This window comes from Methanospirillum lacunae, from assembly GCF_003173355.1.
In the GTDB taxonomy this organism is placed as follows: domain Archaea; phylum Halobacteriota; class Methanomicrobia; order Methanomicrobiales; family Methanospirillaceae; genus Methanospirillum; species Methanospirillum lacunae.
The window spans coordinates 202,102-224,377 of sequence record NZ_QGMY01000006.1 but is presented as its reverse complement, the minus strand read 5'-3'; the positions used below and the strand labels follow the sequence as shown (position 1 = coordinate 224,377).

24 protein-coding genes and 1 tRNA gene are annotated in these 22,276 nt (G+C 47.5%); 21 read left to right on the top strand and 4 right to left on the bottom strand.

Annotated features, from left to right (window positions below):
* Window positions 1–2: 2 nt before the first annotated feature.
* The 19 genes from DK846_RS06910 to DK846_RS06820 all read left to right on the top strand — a co-directional run bounded on the left by DK846_RS06910 (window position 3) and on the right by DK846_RS06820 (window position 14,254).
* Window positions 3–548 carry a 30S ribosomal protein S4 gene (locus tag DK846_RS06910; protein ID WP_109968198.1) on the top strand — a complete coding sequence of 182 codons (546 nt, stop codon included), beginning with the start codon at window positions 3–5 and terminating at the stop codon, window positions 546–548.
* 2 nt (window positions 549–550) lie between these two features.
* Window positions 551–946 carry a 30S ribosomal protein S11 gene (locus tag DK846_RS06905; RefSeq protein WP_109968197.1) on the top strand — a complete coding sequence of 132 codons (396 nt, stop codon included), beginning with the start codon at window positions 551–553 and terminating at the stop codon, window positions 944–946.
* Window positions 946–1,764 carry a DNA-directed RNA polymerase subunit D gene (locus tag DK846_RS06900; protein WP_109968196.1) on the top strand — a complete coding sequence of 273 codons (819 nt, stop codon included), beginning with the start codon at window positions 946–948 and terminating at the stop codon, window positions 1,762–1,764. Before DK846_RS06905 ends, DK846_RS06900 begins: the two co-directional genes overlap by 1 nt.
* 6 nt (window positions 1,765–1,770) lie before the next feature.
* A complete protein-coding gene (locus DK846_RS06895) occupies window positions 1,771–2,136 on the top strand; it encodes a 50S ribosomal protein L18e (RefSeq protein ID WP_109968195.1) in 366 nt (121 codons plus the stop codon).
* 7 nt (window positions 2,137–2,143) lie between these two features.
* On the top strand, window positions 2,144–2,566 hold the full coding sequence (locus tag DK846_RS06890) for a 50S ribosomal protein L13 (protein WP_109968194.1): 423 nt from the start codon (window positions 2,144–2,146) through the stop codon (window positions 2,564–2,566).
* Between the two features lie 12 nt (window positions 2,567–2,578).
* Window positions 2,579–2,980, top strand: a complete 402-nt coding sequence (locus tag DK846_RS06885; RefSeq protein WP_109968193.1) for a 30S ribosomal protein S9 — start codon at window positions 2,579–2,581, stop codon at window positions 2,978–2,980.
* Window positions 2,981–3,020: 40 nt separating this feature from the next.
* Window positions 3,021–3,209, top strand: coding sequence for a DNA-directed RNA polymerase subunit N (locus DK846_RS06880; protein ID WP_109968192.1), 189 nt, complete (start codon window positions 3,021–3,023; stop codon window positions 3,207–3,209).
* Window positions 3,210–3,284, top strand: a tRNA-Pro gene (locus DK846_RS06875).
* Between the two features lie 31 nt (window positions 3,285–3,315).
* Entirely contained in the window at window positions 3,316–3,483 is a 168-nt protein-coding gene (locus DK846_RS06870; RefSeq protein ID WP_109968191.1) for a DNA-directed RNA polymerase subunit K, read from the top strand.
* A 12-nt stretch (window positions 3,484–3,495) separates the two neighbouring features.
* Window positions 3,496–4,704 carry a phosphopyruvate hydratase gene (gene eno / locus DK846_RS06865; protein WP_109968190.1) on the top strand — a complete coding sequence of 403 codons (1,209 nt, stop codon included), beginning with the start codon at window positions 3,496–3,498 and terminating at the stop codon, window positions 4,702–4,704.
* Window positions 4,691–5,299: a 30S ribosomal protein S2 gene (gene rpsB, locus DK846_RS06860; protein WP_109968189.1), complete on the top strand. Its 609-nt coding sequence runs from the start codon at window positions 4,691–4,693 to the stop codon at window positions 5,297–5,299. Before eno ends, rpsB begins: the two co-directional genes overlap by 14 nt.
* A 60-nt stretch (window positions 5,300–5,359) precedes the next feature.
* Window positions 5,360–6,154, top strand: coding sequence for an AmmeMemoRadiSam system protein B (amrB, locus tag DK846_RS06855; RefSeq protein ID WP_109968188.1), 795 nt, complete (start codon window positions 5,360–5,362; stop codon window positions 6,152–6,154).
* Window positions 6,155–7,024: a mevalonate kinase gene (gene mvk, locus DK846_RS06850; protein ID WP_109968187.1), complete on the top strand. Its 870-nt coding sequence runs from the start codon at window positions 6,155–6,157 to the stop codon at window positions 7,022–7,024.
* Window positions 7,017–7,787, top strand: coding sequence for an isopentenyl phosphate kinase (locus tag DK846_RS06845; RefSeq protein ID WP_109968186.1), 771 nt, complete (start codon window positions 7,017–7,019; stop codon window positions 7,785–7,787). The genes mvk and DK846_RS06845 overlap by 8 nt, the downstream gene beginning before the upstream one ends.
* Entirely contained in the window at window positions 7,784–8,851 is a 1,068-nt protein-coding gene (gene fni / locus DK846_RS06840; RefSeq protein WP_109968185.1) for a type 2 isopentenyl-diphosphate Delta-isomerase, read from the top strand. Before DK846_RS06845 ends, fni begins: the two co-directional genes overlap by 4 nt.
* Window positions 8,852–8,870: 19 nt before the next feature.
* A complete protein-coding gene (locus DK846_RS06835; protein ID WP_109968184.1) occupies window positions 8,871–10,208 on the top strand; it encodes an RNase J family beta-CASP ribonuclease in 1,338 nt (445 codons plus the stop codon).
* 13 nt (window positions 10,209–10,221) lie between these two features.
* Window positions 10,222–11,184 (top strand): polyprenyl synthetase family protein, encoded by a 963-nt coding sequence (locus DK846_RS06830; RefSeq protein WP_109968183.1) that lies wholly within the window; start codon window positions 10,222–10,224, stop codon window positions 11,182–11,184.
* Window position 11,185: 1 nt separating this feature from the next.
* Complete coding sequence (locus DK846_RS06825; protein WP_109968182.1) at window positions 11,186–12,871, top strand: glutamate--tRNA ligase; 1,686 nt, start codon at window positions 11,186–11,188, stop codon at window positions 12,869–12,871.
* Between the two features lie 264 nt (window positions 12,872–13,135).
* Window positions 13,136–14,254, top strand: coding sequence for a hypothetical protein (locus tag DK846_RS06820; RefSeq protein WP_146201171.1), 1,119 nt, complete (start codon window positions 13,136–13,138; stop codon window positions 14,252–14,254).
* Between the two features lie 124 nt (window positions 14,255–14,378).
* Here the strand turns inward: DK846_RS06820 and DK846_RS06815 are convergent, their stop codons facing one another.
* Both DK846_RS06815 and ilvB read right to left on the bottom strand, forming a co-directional pair.
* The gene (locus DK846_RS06815; protein ID WP_146201170.1) at window positions 14,379–14,777 is read right to left on the bottom strand and encodes a hypothetical protein; all 399 of its coding nucleotides are present in this window, start codon (window positions 14,775–14,777) and stop codon (window positions 14,379–14,381) included.
* An 86-nt stretch (window positions 14,778–14,863) separates the two neighbouring features.
* Window positions 14,864–16,543, bottom strand: coding sequence for a biosynthetic-type acetolactate synthase large subunit (gene ilvB, locus DK846_RS06810; protein ID WP_109968179.1), 1,680 nt, complete (start codon window positions 16,541–16,543; stop codon window positions 14,864–14,866).
* A gap of 359 nt (window positions 16,544–16,902) precedes the next feature.
* Between ilvB and DK846_RS06805 the strand changes: the two genes are divergently transcribed.
* Entirely contained in the window at window positions 16,903–17,322 is a 420-nt protein-coding gene (locus tag DK846_RS06805; protein ID WP_109968178.1) for a MarR family winged helix-turn-helix transcriptional regulator, read from the top strand.
* A gap of 50 nt (window positions 17,323–17,372) precedes the next feature.
* A complete protein-coding gene (lon, locus tag DK846_RS06800; protein WP_109968177.1) occupies window positions 17,373–19,766 on the top strand; it encodes an endopeptidase La in 2,394 nt (797 codons plus the stop codon).
* Window positions 19,767–19,819: 53 nt separating this feature from the next.
* On the opposite strand, the gene DK846_RS06795 is transcribed toward lon, so the two are convergent.
* A complete protein-coding gene (locus DK846_RS06795) occupies window positions 19,820–20,380 on the bottom strand; it encodes a flavin reductase family protein (RefSeq protein ID WP_109968176.1) in 561 nt (186 codons plus the stop codon).
* Window positions 20,381–20,761: 381 nt separating this feature from the next.
* On the bottom strand, window positions 20,762–21,826 hold the full coding sequence (locus tag DK846_RS06790; RefSeq protein ID WP_109968175.1) for a PEGA domain-containing protein: 1,065 nt from the start codon (window positions 21,824–21,826) through the stop codon (window positions 20,762–20,764).
* Between the last annotated feature and the right edge of the window lie 450 nt (window positions 21,827–22,276).

The window sequence follows — 22,276 nt, the reverse complement described above, 5'->3', positions numbered from 1 at the left end:
TCATGGGATATCCAGGAAAGAACCATAAACAGTACCAGACCCCAAAACGCCCATTTGAACTCTCCCGTATCGAGGAAGAGACCAAACTGGTGATTGAGTACGGTCTGCGTAACAAGCGGGAAGTCTGGATCGCCAAGGGCGCGCTCCGACGGTACCGTAAGGCTGCCCGTGAGATCATCGCACTGCAGTCAGGTGGTGCAGGTCAGGAGATCATCGAGCGGAAGAAAGCCGAACTTATCGGGCACTTAAACCGCATCGGCATTCTTGGTGAGAATGCAGGTATAGATGATGTTCTATCTGTCCGCGTTGAGCAGCAGCTCGACCGCAGACTGCAGAGTCTGGTCTACCGCCGTGGATTTGCACGCTCGCCGAAACAGGCACGCCAATTCATTACGCACGGACATATCTCCATCAACGGCAGAAGAGTAACCATTCCGGGATACACTGTCAGTGCAGCTGAACAGGAACAGATCTCATATGCAGGCTCTTCACCGCTGGTCAGTGACATTCATGGAGAGAGACAGCGTATCGCCAAGGTAGGGAGATAAATATGGCTGAAGGGAAGGAAAAGTGGGGCGTTGCACATATCTACGCCTCCTTTAACAACACCATCATCACCGTCACCGATCAGACCGGCGCCGAGACGATCACCAAGAGCAGTGGTGGAATGGTCGTCAAGCAGGCACGTAATGAAAGTTCTCCATACGCTGCCATGCAGATGGCACAGAATGTTGCCCAGGCAGCCAAGGAAAAAGGGCTTGTCGGACTTCATGTGAAGGTCCGTGCACCCGGACGGGGAAAGCAGCGCTCACCAGGGCCTGGTGCCCAGGCAGCAATCCGTGCTCTCGCCCGTGCCGGTGTTCGTATCGGTATCATTGAAGATGTCACGCCAGTACCACACGACTCCTGCAGGGCAAAGGGCGGGAAGAGAGGTCGTCGGGTCTGATGAAGATCGAATTCAGCAGCCTTGAGGACAACAGCACCTCGTTTGTGCTGAGTGAATCGCATATTGCATTTGCAAATGCACTCCGTCGGGCGATGCAGAGCGAAGTCATGACGTTCGCTGTCGAGGATCTTAAGATCTATGACAATACGAGCGCACTCTTTGATGAAATGCTTGCACACCGGATCGGACTCATACCACTCACCACAGACCTGAAGAGTTACGTACCCCGGAATCAATGCACTTGCGAAGGCAAGGGCTGTTCCAAGTGCACGGTTACCCTGACGATGAGCGTTGAAGGGCCACGCATGGTCCTTTCTGAAGACCTCATCTCCCAGGATCCCGCGGTTCATCCGGCAGCAGGCAATATTCCAATTGTCAAGCTTGAGAAGAACCAGAAAGTCGTAATTGAAGCATATGCAATCCTGGATCGCGGCTTTGAACACTCAAAGTGGCAGCCGGTAACGGTCTGCGGATACAAGAACTATCCAATCATCAGTCCTGAAAAAACATGCGACGGATGTGGATTGTGTGTGGAGGTCTGTCCCAAGAATATCCTGGAGGTTAAAGGCGGAAAGGTCACAGTAAAGGAGGGTGGCGATATACAGTGTTCACTCTGCCGGCTCTGTGAACAGGCCTGCCTGAACAGTGGGATCGGCGATGAGCCTGCCATTCATATTATCATGGATGATAAGCGGTTCATCTTCTCGATGGAGGGTGATGGTTCACTTCCTGCACGAGAGGTCCTAAGCCAGGGGCTGCTGTTTCTGAAGAATCAATCAGACGGACTCCTCGAAGCGCTCAGCGAAATCAGGGGGTAACGGATCATGAGCAAAAGTTATGATAAGTCCAATCCGCGCCTCACCGAACTCATCAGGCTCCTGAAGAAGACGTCGAGTGAGAATGAGGTGCAGATCTGGCGCGACATCGCGGTCAGACTTGAGAAGTCAAGTAAAAACTACGCAGAAGTGAACGTGAGCAAGATCAACCGGTACGCCAAGGAAGGCGAAACCCTGCTGGTGCCTGGAAAGGTACTGGGGAGCGGCCTTCTGGATTGCCGGGTTACAGTTGCAGCACTGAACTTTTCAGAGGCAGCTGAAGACAAGATCGCGGGGAAACAGGGAGAATGTCTCAGTATTGAGCAGCTCCTTGCACAGAACCCGAAAGGCAGCCACGTAAGGATTCTGAGGTGAGTATCAGATGGTAACGGTAATCGATGGAGACGGACTGCTTGTAGGCAGACTTTCCAGCGTGGTTGCAAAGCGTGCACTTGCCGGTGAAGAGATCGCAGTCATCAATGCAGAGAAGGCAGTGATCTCAGGAAGCCGTGCCCGTGTTCTTGGCAACTACAAGCACAAGAGGGAACGTGGATCACGTGAAGGTGGTCCGTTCTTCCCACGCAGGCCGGATCACATCCTGAAGCGGACCATCCGCGGGATGGTTCCGTACAAGCGGCAGCGCGGTGTCGAGGCAATGAAGCGGATTAAGATCTATGTTGGCATTCCCTGCGAACTTGACGGGATTGCAGCAGAGAAACTTGCAGACGCTCACAAGACACGGCTGAACACGCCCGCATGTGTGACCCTTGGAACAGTCAGCAATTTCCTTGGAGCAAAGTTCTAAGGAGGGATGAAGATGTCAAAAGTGATCAACACGAGTGGTAAGCGGAAGACAGCGATTGCCCGTGCAACCTTCAGACCTGGAAAAGGTGTCGTCAGGATTAACTCCCTGATTCTTGACGTCTTTTCCACCGAACTTGCACGGATGAAGATCGCCGAGCCGCTTCAACTGGTCCCGACTGCGCTTGAAGGCGTGGATGTCGCGATTAAGGTTCGCGGTGGTGGGGTCATGGGTCAGGCAGAAGCCGCCCGGACAGCACTTGCACGTGGGATTGTACAGTGGCACAGTGACCCGAAACTTAAGGATGTTTATCTTGCATATGATCGCAGCCTGCTGGTAAATGATTCCCGTCAGAAGGAAGCTAAGAAGCCACACGGTCGTGGTGCACGCAAGAAATTCCAGAAGTCATACCGGTGAGCTTTATTACGAATACAGCTTACGTTAGTGGTGCAACCATATGATACCGGTCCGCTGTTTCACTTGTGGAAAAGTAATCTCCACTGCATATGAGGAATATAAGCGCCGCCGAGATGCGGGCGAGGATCCTAAAAAGATCCTCGACGATCTCAATATGGATCGGTATTGCTGCCGGCGTATGTTGCTCACGCACAAGGAGATTATTGATGAACTCAATCCTTATCAATGAGGGGTCGTAGGGTAGCCTGGACCATCCTAGGGCGTTCGGGACGCTCTGACCTGAGTTCAAATCTCAGCGACCCCATTCTTGTGTTGACTAATTCTTGAGGAATCGGATGCAGAACTATACACGCTATGAAAAGGCCCGCATCGTCGGTGCCCGGGCGTTACAGATCTCGATGGGCGCTCCCATTCTCATCACGAGCACGACCATAGATCCGCTCTACCTCGCGATGGAGGAGTTTGACAAAGATGTCATTCCCATCACGGTCAAGCGGAGATAATTACTGATCAGGATGACCACCATACGTGCCGTTGATCTGAGAGTCATACTCGACTCCCGCGGTCGCAAAACTGTTGAAGCAGATATTTCTGTTGATGGAGGATTTGGCAGAGCCGCAGCTCCGGGTGGTGCCAGTACCGGCGCTCACGAAGCTGCAGTCAAAGATGCAACAGCGGCAGTGGATGATGCATATTCTCAGGTGATTCCATATCTGACCGGACTTGATTCAACAGATCAGATAGGGTTTGACTCTCTTCTGCGTGAAGTAGATGGGACAGAAAACTTTGCAGGAATAGGCGCGAATGTGGCGGTTGCCCTTTCTATGGCAAATGCCAAGGCTGCTGCGGCAGCCATGAAGATACCACTCTGGAGACATCTCGGTGGATCGTTTGTATCCTCTGCTCCCCTTCCATTAGGGAATGTGATTGGGGGTGGGGCACATGCAACGCATGCTACTGAGATACAAGAGTTTCTGGTTGTCCCAACCGGATGCTCAAGTGTCAGCGAAGGTATCTATGCAAATGCCCGTGTTCATGCGGTGGTAAAAGAGCTCCTGAAAAATCGTGGAATCTCCTGTGGTAAGGGCGATGAGGGAGCATGGGCACCAGCAATATCTGATCAGGACGCCTTTGAGGTTGTCACTGAAGCAGTTTCCCGGGTGTCTGATGAAGTCGGGTTCGCCATAAGTTCCGGTGTTGATGTGGCTGCAAGCCAGTTATACAACTCTGGAACCGGACTGTATGAATACAGAGGTGGCCTTGTCAGGACAGCCGAAGAGCAGATCAACTATGTTGCTGAGCTCATCGACGAATTCGGACTTGTTTATGTAGAAGATCCTCTCTATGAAGAGGATTTTGAATCATTTGCTACCCTGACAGAACAGATGGGGAGTGTCTGCCTCATCTGTGGTGACGATCTCTTCGTCACGAACCCTTCCCGTATAGAGAAGGGAATAGCAGAAGGTTCGGCAAATTGTGTGCTCATCAAGCCGAACCAGATCGGAACCCTGACTGATACTTTTGAAGCGATTTCACTCGCCCAGAAGCATGGAATGGAGACCGTTATGAGCCATCGTTCCGGGGAGACCGGGGACACAACCATTGCTCATCTGGGATGTGCGTTTGGATGTGTATTCATTAAGACCGGTGTTGTCGGCGGAGAACGAACAGAAAAACTGAATGAACTCATTCGGATAGAGGAGAGTATGTATGAACGGAAATGAGATGGAGATTGAACTGAACGAGCCCCTTGTCTCTGTTGAGGAGTACCTGGCGGCCGGTGTACACATTGGAACACAGCAGAAAAGCAGCGACATGAAGAATTTCATCTACCGCGTCCGCGGAGATGGACTCTACATTCTGGACATCAGAGAGACAGACGAGCGTATAAAACTCGCAGCAAAGTTCCTCTCCCAGTATGATCCTGCAAAGGTTCTTGTTGTGACCTCCCGTCAGTATGGGCAGTTCCCTGCACGCCAGTTTGCCGATGCAATCGGTGCATTCCCAATGACAGGCCGGTATATCCCCGGTACCCTGACCAACCCGATTCTGCCCAAATATGCAGAACCTGAGGTCATTGTCGTAACTGACCCGGTCAGTGATATTCAGGTTATCAAAGAGGCACTTCAGATTGGAATCCCGGTCGTTGCACTCTGTGATACCAACAACATGACCAGTCTTGTAGACTTTGTTATTCCAACCAACAACAAGGGTCGCAAGGCTCTCTCCATGATCTACTTCCTGCTCACCAGAGAATTCCTCCGGCACAAGGGATATTCAACTTCCCTGACTCCTGAGGACTTCGAGACTGATCTGTAAATTTGAGTATTATCATCAGGGCCGATACCCTGATGTACTCACACATCAACACACAGTCCCATGATGATCAGACGTTGTGGCGTGGCCGGGATGTTCTACCCGGCTGACCCGGTTCAGCTGACTCACATGCTGGACACGTTCTTCAGATCTGCTCGTACCGGTGGGGATGCAAAGGGAATTGCATCTCCGCATGCCGGATATATCTATTCTGGTCAGACCTCTGCCCATGCATTTGGTGCTATTAAAGAGGGTTTTAATGGTACGTTTATCCTTATTGGGCCAAGTCATCGTGGATTTCCAACATGTGTTTCTGGCATACCATGGGATACCCCGATTGGGCCTGTCAGGACTGACACCGATCTTGCCAAACGAATAGGGCTTTTGGTTGATGATCAGGCGATGGCATATGGAAATGAAAACTCGCTTGAGGTTCAGATCCCATTTATCAGATACCGGTTTCCTGACGCGGCTATCGTTGCCATAATGATGAGTCCACAGACATGGCAGGAGATAGAGCGGGTATCCAGGCTGATTTCGAGCGCAATTCGTGAATATGAGAAAGATGTAAGGATTGTTGCTTCAAGTGACTTTTCGCATTATGTTCCTGCAGATAAGGCACAAAAAGACGATCTTTTTGTCATTGAAGCGCTGAAGGATCTGAACGTGCAGGAATTCTATAATCGGATACAAGAGCACCGGATTTCTGCCTGCGGTTACGGGCCAATTGCCGCAATGATCGAGGCTCTCAAACCAATAGGCGCAACCCGGTGCGATCTTATCTCATATACTACCAGCGGTGAGTCCAGCGGGGATTACCAGCAGGTAGTTGGATATGCGGCATTGGCGGTGAACTGATTGGCAACTTGGAGTGCACCCGGAAAGGTGTTTCTCTTTGGTGAACATGCAGTAGTGTACGGAAAACCAGGTATAGCACTTGCTATCCGGCCACGTGTCTATGTGACAGTCAGAAAAACCAGTCATGCCCACCATGCCAAATCGCCTTATATTGATCAATGTTTCAAGGAACTGAACGTGAAGGGGAGCGTCTATATAAACTCACAACTCCCCAGTTCTTCAGGACTCGGCTCATCGGCAGCAGTAACGGTTGCTACACTTGCTGCCATCAACGATGAGTTCGGACTTGGAAAAACCCGCGATCAGATTGCTGAACTTGCATTTAAGATCGAGAAGCGGGTGCAGAAAGGCAGGGCAAGCCCAACTGATACTACAGTATCAACATACGGTGGCATGTTTCTGATAAAAGAAGGAACACGCAAACGTCTGGCCCCCCAGAATTATCACCTTGTTGTGGGAAATAGTCAGGCAACGCATTCGACCGCGAGAATGGTCGAGAAGGTTGCAGATCTGAAAGGCAAGTACCCAACGATCTGTGAACCTGTATTGAATGCGATCGAGGCAATCACCCTCGACGCGATGAAACATCTTGATGAGCCGCAATATCTCGGCCGTCTCATGGATATGAATCACGCCCTCCTTGATGTGCTAGGGGTGGGCCATCCCCATCTCTCCAGACTGGTTCTTGCTGCCCGGGCAACAGGTGCATACGGAGCAAAGATAACTGGTGCCGGAGGCGGGGGATGCATGGTGGCACTGGCTCCAAAAAACCTCAAGGCCCGGATTGCCGGAGCACTAGAGGTCACAGAGGGACGGGCACTTATTACCTGTCTTGATACAGAAGGACTTCGGAAAGAAAAGGATGCGTAATCGAACGATACTCAAGCTCGGCGGGAGCGTGATAACCGAAAAGTCAGCAGGCTCTGCCGGGGCTATCAGATATGATACCCTGAAGGCTATTGCAAGGAATCTTGCGCTGTACCCTGATATGCCACTCTTAATAGTACATGGTGCGGGTTCGTTTGGTCATCCCCAGGCTAAAGAATACCATATTCAGGAAGGAGTGACCAGAGAGAACCGAAAAGGTATCTTTGAGACCCATCAGGCAGTCAGGGAACTGAATACGGCTGTGATTGATGCCCTGCGGAGTAGTGGTATCGAAGCTGTTCCAATCCATCCACTTCATGGATGTGAAGCATCAGACGGCATACTTATTGATCCAGTCTTCGGACACCTGGACAGGATGATCAGCCTTGGTCTGGTTCCTGTCATTCATGGTGATGTGGTGATGGATCGCGTAAGAGGTGCCTGCATAGTTTCCGGTGATCAGCTGATCCGGGTCCTCGCAGAAGGGCTTGGAATGGACCGGGTTGGTCTTGCGACCGATGTACCAGGTCTTCTCGAGTGTGACGGATCAGTTGTGAGGGAATTGCGTCGATCAACGGCGCACCAGGTTACCATCGGCAACTCGGGTCATATTGATGTGACCGGGGGAATGGAAGGAAAGATTGCCGAACTTCTCGCTCTTGCCGATCATGGGATCAGATCAGAAATGTTCCATGTCTCGCAGGTCGATGCGTTTCTCGCCGGGAAGGAGCATGGCGGGACACGTATCCTCCCGGAGGAATTATGAACCGGGGAAGGTTTACATCATCGCGAAAACTGGATCACCTTCGGATCTGTCTCGAAGAAGATATTGAGTCTGGAAGTACCGGGTTTGAAGATATCAGACTGGTACACAATGCACTTCCTGATTCAGATATGGATACGCTGGATCTTTCAACCGATCTCTTAGGGCATACATTCGGATCTCCGCTTTTTATCTCTGCAATGACAGGAGGACACCCGGAGACAACCCGGGTGAACGAGGTGCTTGCACAGGCAGCACAGAAATACGGCCTCGGGATTGGTGTAGGATCACAGCGAGCGGCAATTGAAGATAAAACTCTCGCTGAAACATTCTCGATTGTAAGGGACAGTGCCCCTGATGCCTTCATCGTTGGCAATCTTGGTATCGTTCAGCTCAGGGATCATGGGATCGAATGGGCTGAAAACGCGGTTGAAATGATAGATGCCAACGCTCTTGCCATTCATCTGAATTTTCTTCAGGAGGCAACCCAGCCTGAAGGAGACCACAATGCAGTTGGATGTCTTGATGCACTTCGCGATCTCTGCAGGGAATTTCGAGTACCGGTCATCGTAAAAGAGACCGGCTGTGGATTTTCTGAAGAGGTTGCACGGCTCTGCTATGGAGCCGGAGCTGACTGCGTAGATGTCGGTGGGTATGGTGGTTCATCGTGGGCTGCGATCGAGAGTTTCAGAGCAGGGAAAGGGGAAGCAGGTGGAGATCAGCGGCTCTCGGATCTCGGCCTGCTTTTTAAAGAGTGGGGTATCCCCACCGCGGTGAGCGTTACTGAGGCTGTCAGATGTGGTGGCCCGGTTATTGCAAGCGGCGGGATTAGAACCGGGATTGATATTGCAAAGGCCCTGGTTCTCGGTGCTAAACTCGGTGGAATGGCTCTTCCCCTGTTAAAACCGGCATGCGACGGAATAGAAGCCCTGTCAGAGACGATAGAGACGATTCAGCAGCAACTGCGAATCTCTCTCTTCCTGACCGGGCATACCCGGGTGTCAGAGATGCCCGATACCAGATGGTACGTAACCGGTCCGACTGCGCAACTGATACAAAGAAAATAATTTACAGGAGGATACCAACTTGGACATTGAAGTCCTTGCAGTGGGTGGCTATAATGAATTTGGCCGAAATATGACCGCCGTCCGCTGCGGAAAGGAAATAGTTATAATCGATATGGGAATCAGGCTAGATTCCCTGATGATGCATCCCGATATTGAGATGGAGAATACCCATTCACTCGACCTTATTGAGATGGGTGTGATCCCTGATGATACGGTGATGAACCAGATCGAGGGAACAGTCAAGGCAATTGTTCTCTCCCATGGTCACCTTGATCACCTCGGTGCTGTTCCAAAGCTGGCACACCGGTATAATGCTCCGATCATCGGGACGCCATACACGATCGAGCTCGTCCGTCAGCAGATAGAGGGTGAGAAAAAGTTCGGGGTGAATAACAAACTTTACCCGCTCAAATACTCACAACGATACACAATCTCAAACACTCTCTCACTTGAACTCGTGCGAACCCAGCATAGTATCATTGATACGGCAACGGTTGTACTGTACACCCCGAAAGGGGCAATCGTATATGCCCTTGATTTTAAACTGGATCGCAACCCGGTCCTTGGTGAACCACCTGACTTTGCAAAATTCCGCAAAATTGGCAAGGAAGGAGTCCTCTGCCTTATCACCGAGTCCACCAACGTGAACAAAAAGGGCCGGTGCCCGAGTGAGCAACTGGCTAAGAACATGGTCCGCGATGTGATGACGAGCTATGAGGATGATAAGAATGCCCTCATTGTCAGTACCTTTGCTTCCCATATTGCAAGGGTAAAAACCATTGCAGAGTGTGCCCATGAGATTGGACGAAAGCCCCTGCTCCTTGGCAGATCGATGGAACGCTACTGTAGCACTGCAGAGCAGATGAAATATGTCAGGTTCCCTGACACGACCAGCATCTTTGGCAACCGCAGGGTCGTGGAGCGGACACTACGCCGGATCATCAAAGGTCCCAGAGATGAGTATGTTCCTATCGTAACCGGTCACCAGGGTGAACCCGGTTCTATCCTGACCAGGATGGCACAGAAAGACACTCCGTACCGGATCGAGAAAGGTGATAAGATCATGATTAGTGCCCAGCTGATCCCAAATGACATGAACCGTGCCCAGCGGTACCGGATGTTCACGATGCTCAGTCAGCAGGGTGGCCGTATCTTTGATGAACTTCACGTATCAGGACACGCATACTGTGAGGATCACTACGAATTTCTGAACATGCTTAACCCCCAGTTTGTAATTGCTGCACACGGAGGAGTGAATCTCACCTCCGAGTACCTGAATCTTGCAACTGATTGCGGGTATACTCTGAACAAGGATTTCTTCCTTATGGCAAATGGTCAGCGTCAAAAACTGGCCTGATTGGTGAAAACGTATGGATCTGGAGACCTATCTGCGAAAAACTGCAACCGAGGTCAACACGCTGCTTGACCAGTATTATGGCAATCCCGGAACCGAATTATCAAAGGCATCAAACCACCTGCTCTTTGCAGGTGGGAAGCGTCTGAGGCCGGCACTCTTTAAACTGGCAGCCGACACCATTCGCTCCGGAAGTTCTGCAGGCATCTTACCTGCAGGGCTGGCTCTTGAGGTGACCCACAACTTCACTCTCATCCATGATGATATCATGGACGGAGATGCAACCCGCAGGGGCAAACCGACGGTTCACACCCTTTGGGGAGAACCCGCTGCAATACTGGCAGGTGATGTGCTCTTTGCACGATCATTCTGTCTTGTTGCTGACGCGATAGCTCCTGATGCTGCAAAGGTTGAGGCCTCTGCACTTCTTGCAAAGACCTGTGTTGAGATTTGCGAAGGACAACAACTCGACATGACATTTGAGACCAGGCAGGATGTGAGCAGGGATGAGTACCTTGATATGGTCACCAAGAAGACGGGTGTCCTTTACGGAGCGGCGGCGGCAATGGGAGCATTACTTGCCGGTGCAACCAGGCCACAGATAGATGCATTGTATATATACGGGTGTAGTATCGGTGCAGCGTTTCAGATCCAGGATGATATCATTGATCTGATGGCACCTCCAGAGCAGTCAGGAAAGGATCAGGCTTCTGACATCAGGGAAGGAAAGCAGACGATCATTGCGATTACTGCCCGTGAAAAAGGTGTTGACCTCTCACCGTACCGCAGAAAACTTGAGCCTGTAGAGATCAAGGAACTCATCGGACTTCTCCAGGAGAAGGAAGTAATTTCTGAAGTTCAGGCGACAGCAGACAACATGGTTCGTGATGCTATCAATGGTCTGTCAGTGCTTCGTGAGTGTCCTGAACGCCAACTTCTCTCTGACCTTGCCTACTTCTTTGTTCAACGGGGGTACTGAATTGGACGATCTTAAGTCCATTCTCCTCGGTGCTGCACTACAGAATGCAGTAAAACACAAGAGTGTTCCATCAGCTGGTGCAGTAATGGGCGCAGTGATGGGTGGGCATCCGGAGCTTCGGGCACGGTCTGGAGAGATCAAGGGTCTTCTTGGTGAAGTTATCGCAGAGGTTGCTGCCCTCTCGCATGAAGAACAGGAGATCAGGCTTGAAGAAATTGCACCTGATCTGTTTGCAGCACTTTCTGAAAAGAAAGAAAAGAAGAAACATACACTTCCTGACCTTCCAGAAACAGAAGGCGGGGTTGTAATGAGGTTTGCTCCAAACCCTTCAGGTCCTCTTCATCTCGGGCATGCACGAGCAGCGTTTCTCAATGATGAATACCTCAAGAGGTATGGCGGGAAATATATCCTTCGTATAGAAGATACAGATCCAAAAAGGGTCGATACAGATGCATACGAGATGGTCCCTGAAGACATCAAGTGGATGGGGCTTAACATCACCGAGACGATCTACCAGTCTGACCGGTTTCCGCTCTACTATGATATCGGCAGGAAACTGATCGAGAAAGGAGCAGCATATGTCTGTAACTGTGATAATGAGGAATTCAAGAACCTCAAGATGCACAAGGCAGCATGCCCCTGCCGCTCCCAGACCCCTGAAGAGGCTGGCGAACTCTTTGATAAGATGCTTGAAGGAGGATTTGCCGAGGGGGAGGTTTCTGTTAGGCTTAAAACCAATCTTAATCATCCTGATCCGGCAATGCGGGATTTCCCACTCTTTCGAATTCTGACATCTGTTTCACATCAGCGGGTTGATGCAATCGTCTACCCCCTCATGAACCTCTCTGTTGCGGTCGATGATCATCTTCTTGGAATGACCCATGTGATCAGAGGCAAGGATCATATTGCCAATACCGGCCGGCAGAAGTTTATTTTTGACTACATGGGTTGGAAACAACCCGTATATCGTCATTATGGCCGGATGGGTATTGAGGGTGTTGTACTCTCAACTTCACAGATGAGGCAGGGAATCCTTGCCGGTGAATACACCGGTTGGGATGATGTCCATCTGGGAACACTGCGAGCAATGGCCCGGCGTGGAATAGAGCCTGAAGCAGTCCGTAATGCTGTGATTGACATTGGTATTGGTGATACAGATATTCAGTTCTCATGGGAGAACCTCTATGCAAAGAACAAGGATATTGTGGATGCAAAAGCAGACCGCTTCTTCTTTGTGGCTGATCCGGTAGAACTCACTATTGATGGAGCAAACCCTCATACTGCAAAGGCTATGCGGTATCCCGGAGATGAAGCCCGGGGATTTCGTGAGATTCCTTTCACTGGAAAACTGGTTGTTCCAAAAGCAGAACTTGAGTCCGGTGCTTCAATGATCAGGCTCAAGGATCTTTTCAACATCTCAGTCAGGAAAGAAGGGAGTTCATATTCGGCTGCATATGTCGGGGACGATCTCCAGCAGGCCCGCGAAGCAAAGGCACCGATTATCCAGTGGCTTCCTTCAGGATATGGAACTCCATGTCTTCTCAGAAAAGCAGACGGGGATATGAATGGTGTCTGTGAACCTGAAGTCTCTACCTGGAAAGGTAAAATGGTCCAGTTTGAAAGGGTGGGTTTTTCCCGGATTGATTCTGCAGATCAACGGATTGTAGCATATTACAGCCACCGATAATAATTTGTCCTGAAAATGCTTTGCTTTTTCATATGGTTGCGCTGATGAAAATTATCATCCTTTTTTCCTTTTTTTAAACAAATTCTTGTTGCAAGTGGGTGAAATATTCTAGTTGGATAAGACAGTGGGATTTACAACACAGGGATGGATATCCTTCTATCGATAAATATAAACTTAAGTGAATAGATATGCTAAACATAAATCGGCCGTATGCGGAGTAGGATCACGTCTTAAATATTCCATTCTGGCGATTTATTGGGGGTTATGATGAGAAGTAATGGGTACCGAATTATTATTACGACTATTCTCTGTTTGAGTTTCCTGATGTTTGGTTTTGGGATTATGGGTGTGTCAGCTGATCCCCAAAATCAGTCTTCATCAAAAGAAAATGCATCTGATCTTGTAAATCAAACAACAACAACATCTGATTCGAATCCGGTTGTTATTGTTATACTCAATTACCCGGGATCAGGCAACAAAAGTTCTAATAATACTGCCATACATCAGAATGCATCAGCACCTGTGAATGAGAGTATGAAGGTAAACGAAAGCGTTCCTGTAGTTACTCCAAAAGAAGTTCTGAACCAGAGTACACCAACTCCAGTCAATGAGAGTGTTAAGGTAAACGCAAGTGTTCCTGCAGTCACTCCGAAAGAAGTTCTGAACCAGAGTACTCCAGCAATAGTCAATGAGAGTGTTAAGGTAAACGCAAGTGTTCCTGCAGTCACTCCGAAAGAAGTTCTGAACCAGAGTACTCCAGCAATAGTCAATGAGAGTGTTAAGGTAAACGCAAGTGTTCCTGCAGTCACTCCAAAAGAAGTCCTGAACCAGAGTACTCCAGCACCAGTCAATGAGAGTGTTAAGGTAAACGCAAGTGTTCCTGTAGTGACTTCAAAAGAAGTCCTGAACCAGAGTACTCCAGCACCAGTCAATGAGAGTGTTAAGGTAAACGCAAGTGTTCCTGTAGTCACTCCAAAAGAAGTTCTGAATCAGAGTGAATCTGTATCTGTGAATGAGAGCGTCAAGGCAACCGCAAGTGTTCCTGTAGTCACTCCAAAAGAAGTTCTGAATCAGAGTGAATCTGTATCTGTGAATGAGAGCGTCAAGGCAACCGCAAGTGTTCCTGTAGTCACTTCAAAAGAAGTTCTGAATCAGAGTGAATCTGTAACTGTGAATGAGAGTGTTAAGGTAAACGCAAGTGTTCCTGTGGTTATTCCAAAAGAAGTTCTGAATCAGAGTTCACAAGTTACCGGTAATGAAAGCGCAAAAATGAATGTAAGTCCTTCCGGTCTTAATCATGATACACAAAAGAGACCAGTAAATCCGGCGATGTCAAATTCTTCCGGAATGCCAAAGATAATTTCAATAATCTATAAATCTTGAAAACTGTTGTAAAACAGTTCCTTTTTTTATCATTTCAGGATTCATAAAAATAATGTGATGAAATATATCCTGAATAACAACGGTGTGAACCTTCTGAATAGTTTAGAATTCTTCGTTTTGAATCTTATTTTCCTCTATTAAATCGAGCGTTAAGATATCCTATCGCTGGATACCCAATAACGCCGGTAAGAATATTAGAGATGTAGAACCCGGTTGGATATAACATTGAAGTATACATCACCCAGATATTTGGCACGATAACAAGTATGAATAAAATCCCTGCAAACTGCCATGCTGCACTCTTCTGATTTTCAGGAAGAGATCCTCTTATAATCTGCCAGATAATGGCCGCAATAAATGCAAAAATAAAGGGGTATACGAAATACAGCATCATAACCGGATCAGATATGCTCCGCATGCCGGGAACCTCAAAGATACTATACGGTGTAACAAACTGGGTGGCAAAATCTGCTACAAAACTGATAATGAGAAGAATAAAACCCCCGGCAAATCCTGCTGTCATCAATGATCTGGGATTGATATGCATGAAGTAACTGTTACATCTGAATAAAAAAAGATTAGGAAATGTCAAGCACTCAAAGAATTTTGTTAACCTGTATTTTTAAAAATCATCTCGGTTGCTTTTGCACCTGCAGGTACCATAGGAAAGACATTCTCCTCACGTAAGATCCTGAAATCTATGAGGAAAGGTCCTTTGGTTGTAAATGCATCCTTGATTGCCTCCGGTATCTCCTCCGGACTATCTACTCTGACTCCCTCGATTCCATACGCTGCTGCAATCTTTGTAAATTCAATTGATGGGAGTTCAGTAAATGAGTACCTTCGAGCATAGAAGAGCTCTTGCCATTGCCTCACCATTCCGAGGTACTGATTATTCAAGACCAGAATCTTGACCGGAATCTTGTATTCGGCCAGGGTAGCAAACTCCTGAATGTTCATCTGTAGTGATCCGTCCCCAGCAATGGTACAGATCTGTTGATCCGGGCATGCAAACGAGGCTCCCATTGCAGCCGGTAGTCCAAAACCCATCGTCCCCAAGCCTCCTGATGTGAGAAATGATCGTGGTCTTTGAAACCTGTAGTTCTGGGCGGTCCACATCTGATTCTGTCCCACTTCTGAAACGATGATCCCTCTCCCTTTCAGAATCGAAGCTAGAGTTCTGATGACCTGTTGGGGATAGAGGCCATTACTTTCAGAAATAGGTGATAGATCAGCCTGATGTTTCCAGATATTGATCTGATCTCTCCATGCTATGGTCGTGCGCAATCTCCTGATTTTTCTGATAATCTCCTGAAGGATGTCTTTTGCATCACCGATAAGAGAAAGATCCACGGTGCGATTTTTTCCGATTTCACCTGGATCAATGTCAACATGAATGACTGCGGCATGTGGTGCAAAGAGACCTCCGGTCCCACAACTCCTGTCTGAAAATCTGGTACCAATAGCAATAAGGAGGTCACAGGTATCCACCGCATGATTTGCCGCAATTGTTCCATGCATTCCTATCATACCCAGGTTGAGGGGATTATCTGAAGGAATTGTTCCAATACCGAGCAGGGTAGTTGTAACAGGTATACCAAACCGGTTGGCAAGAATCTGGATCTCTTCTGATGCATGACTACTGATAACTCCTCCACCTGCGAGGATGATCGGAGTTTCTGCATTTGATATCATCTCAACTGCTTTGACACAGAGTCTTCTGGTATTAGGATCGATCTGCTTTTCCTGGATTATTTTTGTTCTCAGCCCAATTTGCTTTTCTTCAGAAACAAGGCCTGTTGAAACATCTTTTGGAATGTCAATCAGGACCGGGCCAGGTCGTCCAGTCATCGCGACACTGAATGCCTGACTCACCGTTTTTGCAAGATCAGCAGTTTTTGTCACCAGATAATTCTGTTTGGTCACCGGCCTGGTGATCTCGGTGATATTTGCTTCCTGGAATGATTGATTTCCAATCTGATCCGTGGGAACCTGTCCGGTTATTGCAATAACCGGGATTGAGTCCATGTATGCAGTGGCTATACCGGTAACCAGGTTACAGGCTCCAGGTCCGGAAGTTGCCAGGCAGACACCAGCCCCACCTCCAGCTCTGGCATAGCCATCTGCAGCATGAGCTGCAGCTTGTTCATGCCTGACAAGAATATGCCTGATCCCTGATTTAGGAAGTTCATCATAGATTGGCAGTACTGTAGCGCCGGGGTATCCAAAAATCGTCTCAACTCCCTGAAATTCGAGAGAATCAAGAAGAATTTTTGCTCCAGTCCTCATCGGGTCCACCCTCTCGGATTTGGATTTGATGAAGATACCTGCAGGTAAACCTGGTTATCCTGTAATAAAGAGTGCAGGTGTTCCTGTTTGGTGGTTGGAATTCGTTCTAAAGCAGTATCAAAAGAAGACGTTAGTTCGTCAGTATCTCGTTTCTTGGATGTAATGTCCTTTCGGACCAACAAAACACTCAGTCATGGTTGTCCATCACATCTTAATTTTTAGTGTTTCTGAATAATGAATCTTGAGTATGGTAAGAGGTATGAAAATTTCCATTATTCTATCTTTGATAACTGAAGACAATCACTGCCTCATACAGAACCTTTATAGTTTGGTAAATCCTAACTAACTAGCACGGATCCATGACGGCCAAGAAAGAACATCTTTTTCAGGTCTTTGATACCCTGATCAGACTGAAAAATGAATGTTCTTGTAGTATCTTCTCTGCCTGTGAGCTCTCGGATATCACGGTGAAGCAGATCAATTACCTGAAAATGATTGATGCCCATGATGAGGTCACGTTCAGCAGACTTGCTGAGATCACCCAGAATTCCAAGCCAACCATCACAGAGATGATGCATAAGTTAGATCGGATGGGCTGCGTATACAGGCAGCCTTGTCCACATGATGGAAGAATTAATTACATCCGTCTTACCGGAAGAGGAGAAAGTATCGCCCGTTCAGAACAGAGAGCCCTTCAGCAGGTTGTTGAAAGACTCGTCGATTCACTGGACGATCATGAGATTAATCTTCTGATAGAGATCCTGCAAAAAGTAAGCTAAAAAAATTTTATCTGAATAACTAGTTAGGTTAAACAAAACTAAAGGTTTATATGAGTACCACCGAATTCACACAATCACCAGCAGAACAGGAGCATTTCGTACTGCCCCTTTACGAGATTGTAGTGTTTCCCAACACGCGGACAAAGATCATGGTAGACAAAGAAACGGGTAATCTTCTTCTGCAGGAGATGAGCAGGAGTGATGGTCATCCAATTGGTCTGACTGTAAAAACCGGAACTATCCCGTCAGAGATATCTGCGTCTTCTGTATATCCCATTGGTAATCTTCTCGAAATCTCATTCATTCAGCCGGCGGAGGAAGGATACCTTGTATGTGTTCATGCACTCAAAAAAGTCAGGGCTGATACTATCACCGACCGTGAGGGTCGATTATTTGCAACCTGGGTTCCGGCTGAAGAATCATCTGATCTTGATACCCAGGCTCATGACGAGGTACTTGGAGAAATTAAAGAGACGATTCATGAAATAAGTAATCATTTCCAGGGTTCTGAACAGTTCACCCAGCCGGTTGACAAAATGACCTCAATAGATACTGTGATTGGGTTTACCATGCCGTATGTTCCGGTCTCACTAGAAGAGAAACAGGCACTTCTGGAGATTTCTTCACAGCAGGAACGGGCTCTGGCATTTCTCGATCTGTTACTCAAGGTCAAGGAGCAGATAGATTTCAAGATTGAGGTCACCAGGAAGGTTTCTGATAAGATCTCAAAGACAAATCGTGAAGCCATTCTCAGAGAGCAACTCCGTGTGATTCAGGAAGAACTGAATGATATTGAGGGAAATGGTCCGGGAGATTCAGGATACCGGGATCGAATCAATCAGTCACAGATGCCTGAAGATGTAAAGAAAAAAGCTCTTGCTGAAGTCAAGAAGCTCGAGATGGGCGGACCGCATAATCACGAAGCTCCGGTTATACGAAACTATCTCGATCTTCTGCTTGATCTGCCATGGGTTACCGGGGAGAGATCTGGCATAGATATTGATACAACCAGAAAGGTCCTGGAAAATAACCACTACGGGCTTGAGAAAGTCAAGGAACGGATCATACAACATCTTGCAGTCATGAAACTAAAAAATGACAAACAGGGCTCTATCCTCCTCTTTGCCGGACCTCCGGGAACAGGAAAAACAAGCCTTGGCAAGAGTATTGCGGAGGCCCTGGGTAGAGAATATGTCCGAGTAAGCCTTGGTGGAATAAAGGATGAGGCAGAGATTCGTGGTCATCGCCGTACGTATATCGGAGCACTTCCCGGAAGGATTATACAGGGGATCAAGCGGGCAGCAACAAAAAATCCTGTCTTTGTACTTGATGAAATTGATAAATTAAGTGCATCTTATTCAGGGGATCCGGCAAGTGCCCTGCTTGAAGTGCTCGACCCTGAACAGAACAACAGTTTCTCAGATCATTACCTTGAGGTACCTTATGATCTCTCTGATGTGCTCTTCATTGCAACGGCAAACTCTCTCTCATCTATCCCGGGACCACTCCTTGACCGGATGGAACTGATAGAGATCTCAAGTTATACGAAGCATGAGGTATTTGCTATCGCCAAACAGCACCTGCTTCCAAAAACAATTGAGGAACATGGGCTTGATGGAGGGAAACTGCAGATAGAGGATGATGCCCTCTCACTCGTAATTGAGAAGTATACCCGTGAAGCTGGTGTCCGAGGTCTGAAGAAACAGCTCGACCGGATTGCCCGGTATGTATCTGAAAAGATCGTTTCAGGAAGAGCTGATCTGCCATATGTAGTGTCAGCGGAAATGCTTGGGGAGATACTAGGGAAAGAAGTCTTCAGGCATGAGGCAGCACGTAGCCGGCTTACTCCAGGGGTTGCAACCGGCCTTGCATGGACACCGGTAGGAGGAGAGATCCTCTTTATTGAGGGAACCTTCATGCCAGGCACCGGAAAACTAACACTTACCGGCCAACTTGGTGATGTTATGAAAGAGTCGGCAAATATTTCCATGAGTCTGATCAGGTCACGGTTTGCCCATTCTGCAAACCAGTTTGATTTCATGACCAGCGACATACACATCCATGTCCCATCTGGAGCGACGCCTAAGGATGGCCCTTCAGCAGGTGTGACATTGTTCACAGCTCTGGTATCACTCATTACCGGAAAAACAGTGGATCCAAAGCTTGGGATGACAGGGGAGATCACCCTGAGCGGAGCAGTTCTCCCTGTTGGCGGAATCAAGGAGAAGGTTCTTGCAGCTCATCGGGCAGGGTTGACAAAGATCATTCTCCCGAAGGAGAATGAGCGTGATATTGAGGAGATACCGGCGGATGTCAGGGATGAACTGACCTTTGTTCCAGTTGAGAGCATCGAAGAGGTTCTTCGCGAAGCATTGGATATTGATCTTCCGGAAATGGTCTTGTTTACTCCCCGATCTTCCCTTGCATCGGTTCAGAATATTTGAAATGGGTAGAATAAACCCAGTCCATTTTTTAAAAAAGTAATATTTAACCTAAATTATTGCTGGTACTTCCTTCCATCTGAAAAAGCCTTCCCGGTTTCTGATCCAACGCTAAAATATGTTGCCTGAGCATAGACAATCGGGTTGATCTTTTTAATGTCGGGCTTTCCATCTGTTACGCAACTCTTGTCGGCATGTACTTCTATAACCTCTCCGATGTACAGCAGGTGGCTGCCGCAATCAACAGAAGTGAAGAGTTTACATTCGATGTTGACCGGACATTCTGCAGCCATTGGGGCTGTTTCCAGTTTTCCATAGAAAGAAGTAAAGATATCTGATTTGTCTTTTTGTGATCCAGACGTAATCCCGCAATAATCGGTTTCAATAACCTGTGATGAGGTTGTAACATTCAGACTAAAGGATTTATTATCTTCAATACCCAGAGCTGTGTACCTGGCCTTGTTGAGGGCAACACACACCATAGGTGGGGCCATAGATGCTACCGTAGCCCATGCAGCAGTCATATAATTTGGTTTTCCTTTAACATTACTGCCAACGAGGACAGCAGGCATAACACTCATGTACGGCATTGGGCCGAGCGTGATTTTTTCTGTCATATACACTCTTGAGATATTTTATCGAGGAACAGGTTTAAGCGTATCTCACCATCATCCACAATCTCCGAATCTTGTCAGTCACTCTCCCAACCCTGGTAACCTCTTATCAATCCGAAGCCTTTTCGCATCTTTTTTTACCTGGTTAGGCTGTAGCGGAATGTGATGGTAATCGTGGTTCATTTTGAGTTGTTGCGGAAATCCTGTAGTAAGTCTGCTACATACCGCAGTTTAGTAATACCCGCAGGTAGGTCGATTACATGTTGTTCTTTCAATATAGGATCTCTCTTCACAAACCGATTTATGTAAAAAAATATGTGATCTGATTCATCCTTTTTTCAGGTAATACTGGATCTTTTCATTAATTAAGGAAAGTTGCAGATATTATCGCGGTCCGGGAGGCATACCCGGACTGCCCATCGGAATATCCCCTCCAAGTGGAATACCCATCGGTGCAATATCCATCCAACGATTGAATGGTCTTTCAGGCATTTTTGACGAGAGAGTTAACTGAACCGTATTCTCCTGTCCTTTTATCAGGTTGATGATCTCAGTGTCGCTGTTGTATGATGATTTTTCTGCTTTTATGGTGTAAATCCCTGTATCCAGTGTATCGATGTGAATTGGAGAGATTCCGTAATACACGTTATTAAGGTAGATACTAGCTCCTGAAGGGTCTGAATTGACGGTAAGAGACCCGGTATTTTTCACACGGCTAAGTGAAGCAGAAATTTCAGATTCAACACCTGATGTCACCGTCACTGTTGATGTATATGATGAATACCCTGATTTTTTGATCTCTATAGTATGAGTTCCGGTCTTGACATTTGTGAAGGTATTGGGTGTTATCTTTGATTGCATCTCATCAAGAGTTACTGTAGCCCCGGTCGGATCTGAAGAGACAGATATTGATCCCGTGGATCTGGTTTCTTCCGGGCTGAGTGCTGCTGATATAACTGATTCAGCTCCTGATGCAACAGATATAGTAGTAGAATAGGGATAGTATCCATTAAGAGAAAGGCTGATTTCATGTTTGCCTGGTGATAATCCGCGGTATGTATATGGTGTCAACTGTGTATTTGATCCATCACAGGTTGCCGTCGCCCCTGTTGGATCAGATATTACCTGAATTGTTCCGGTATCTGTGCTGTCAGTGAGGGTTGCAGATATTGTTTCAACACTTCCTGTATCCGGATTTTTATTTACTGTGGTGGTCCAGTCCTGATAGCCGGTCATTTCGAGGGTAATAGAATGCGGAAGTCTGCTGCTATTTGGGATCGGAATTATTACCGGAGTTACTCCAGAATTAATCCCGTCAAATGTGACCGTAGCTCCGGAAGGGGATGAGATGATACTGAGGTATCCTGCTTGTGACTGGTTTGTGTCCGAAAAACCTGGAATTACTATGAGTACAAAAACAAGAATTAAAGCTATAATAAACCATTTCATACAGGGAATCTTCACTTATTTCATACATATCAATATCCATCAGTTTAGTTATTCAGGTTCTATCAAAACAAAAAAATCACTATAATCTGTTTAAGATTAAAAGAGCGGCAATTATTATGATTTCATCAAAATAAGACTGACTCCCTTATTTGAGTGTCTTATTATCAGTAAGACAGTGTGCAGGTAAGTGAAAAAGACGCTTCGATGTTTTCTGATAATTTTCGAGAATTGGTGAACGCTGTAAAGTGAAACGGTGAAGAGAGAGGTATTTTAGAGTGATTCCCGTTTCACTTCTTTCCCGCTAAGGGATGGATGGATCTAGTTTCATGTCTCCTGGTTCATTAAGATGTTTTTGTGACCTCCCATGTTTTTTCTGCAGCTATTTATTTCTGCATTCTAAACCTGTCATGTGACTTACGTTCTGGTTCATCTGGAGGGTTGCTCCAGGTG

Excerpts from the sequence above, each read along its gene's own strand:
- DK846_RS06910 (WP_109968198.1), top strand. The coding sequence starts at position 3 with ATGGGATATCCAGGAAAGAACCATAAACAGTACCAGACCCCAAAACGC.
- DK846_RS06905 (WP_109968197.1), top strand. The coding sequence starts at position 551 with ATGGCTGAAGGGAAGGAAAAGTGGGGCGTTGCACATATCTACGCCTCC.
- DK846_RS06900 (WP_109968196.1), top strand. The coding sequence starts at position 946 with ATGAAGATCGAATTCAGCAGCCTTGAGGACAACAGCACCTCGTTTGTG.
- DK846_RS06895 (WP_109968195.1), top strand. The coding sequence starts at position 1,771 with ATGAGCAAAAGTTATGATAAGTCCAATCCGCGCCTCACCGAACTCATC.
- DK846_RS06890 (WP_109968194.1), top strand. The coding sequence starts at position 2,144 with ATGGTAACGGTAATCGATGGAGACGGACTGCTTGTAGGCAGACTTTCC.
- DK846_RS06885 (WP_109968193.1), top strand. The coding sequence starts at position 2,579 with ATGTCAAAAGTGATCAACACGAGTGGTAAGCGGAAGACAGCGATTGCC.
- DK846_RS06880 (WP_109968192.1), top strand. The coding sequence starts at position 3,021 with ATGATACCGGTCCGCTGTTTCACTTGTGGAAAAGTAATCTCCACTGCA.
- DK846_RS06870 (WP_109968191.1), top strand. The coding sequence starts at position 3,316 with ATGCAGAACTATACACGCTATGAAAAGGCCCGCATCGTCGGTGCCCGG.
- eno (WP_109968190.1), top strand. The coding sequence starts at position 3,496 with ATGACCACCATACGTGCCGTTGATCTGAGAGTCATACTCGACTCCCGC.
- rpsB (WP_109968189.1), top strand. The coding sequence starts at position 4,691 with ATGAACGGAAATGAGATGGAGATTGAACTGAACGAGCCCCTTGTCTCT.
- amrB (WP_109968188.1), top strand. The coding sequence starts at position 5,360 with ATGATGATCAGACGTTGTGGCGTGGCCGGGATGTTCTACCCGGCTGAC.
- DK846_RS06845 (WP_109968186.1), top strand. The coding sequence starts at position 7,017 with ATGCGTAATCGAACGATACTCAAGCTCGGCGGGAGCGTGATAACCGAA.
- fni (WP_109968185.1), top strand. The coding sequence starts at position 7,784 with ATGAACCGGGGAAGGTTTACATCATCGCGAAAACTGGATCACCTTCGG.
- DK846_RS06830 (WP_109968183.1), top strand. The coding sequence starts at position 10,222 with ATGGATCTGGAGACCTATCTGCGAAAAACTGCAACCGAGGTCAACACG.
- DK846_RS06820 (WP_146201171.1), top strand. The coding sequence starts at position 13,136 with ATGATGAGAAGTAATGGGTACCGAATTATTATTACGACTATTCTCTGT.
- DK846_RS06815 (WP_146201170.1), bottom strand. The coding sequence starts at position 14,777 with ATGACAGCAGGATTTGCCGGGGGTTTTATTCTTCTCATTATCAGTTTT.
- ilvB (WP_109968179.1), bottom strand. The coding sequence starts at position 16,543 with ATGAGGACTGGAGCAAAAATTCTTCTTGATTCTCTCGAATTTCAGGGA.
- DK846_RS06805 (WP_109968178.1), top strand. The coding sequence starts at position 16,903 with ATGACGGCCAAGAAAGAACATCTTTTTCAGGTCTTTGATACCCTGATC.
- lon (WP_109968177.1), top strand. The coding sequence starts at position 17,373 with ATGAGTACCACCGAATTCACACAATCACCAGCAGAACAGGAGCATTTC.
- DK846_RS06795 (WP_109968176.1), bottom strand. The coding sequence starts at position 20,380 with ATGACAGAAAAAATCACGCTCGGCCCAATGCCGTACATGAGTGTTATG.
- DK846_RS06790 (WP_109968175.1), bottom strand. The coding sequence starts at position 21,826 with ATGAAATGGTTTATTATAGCTTTAATTCTTGTTTTTGTACTCATAGTA.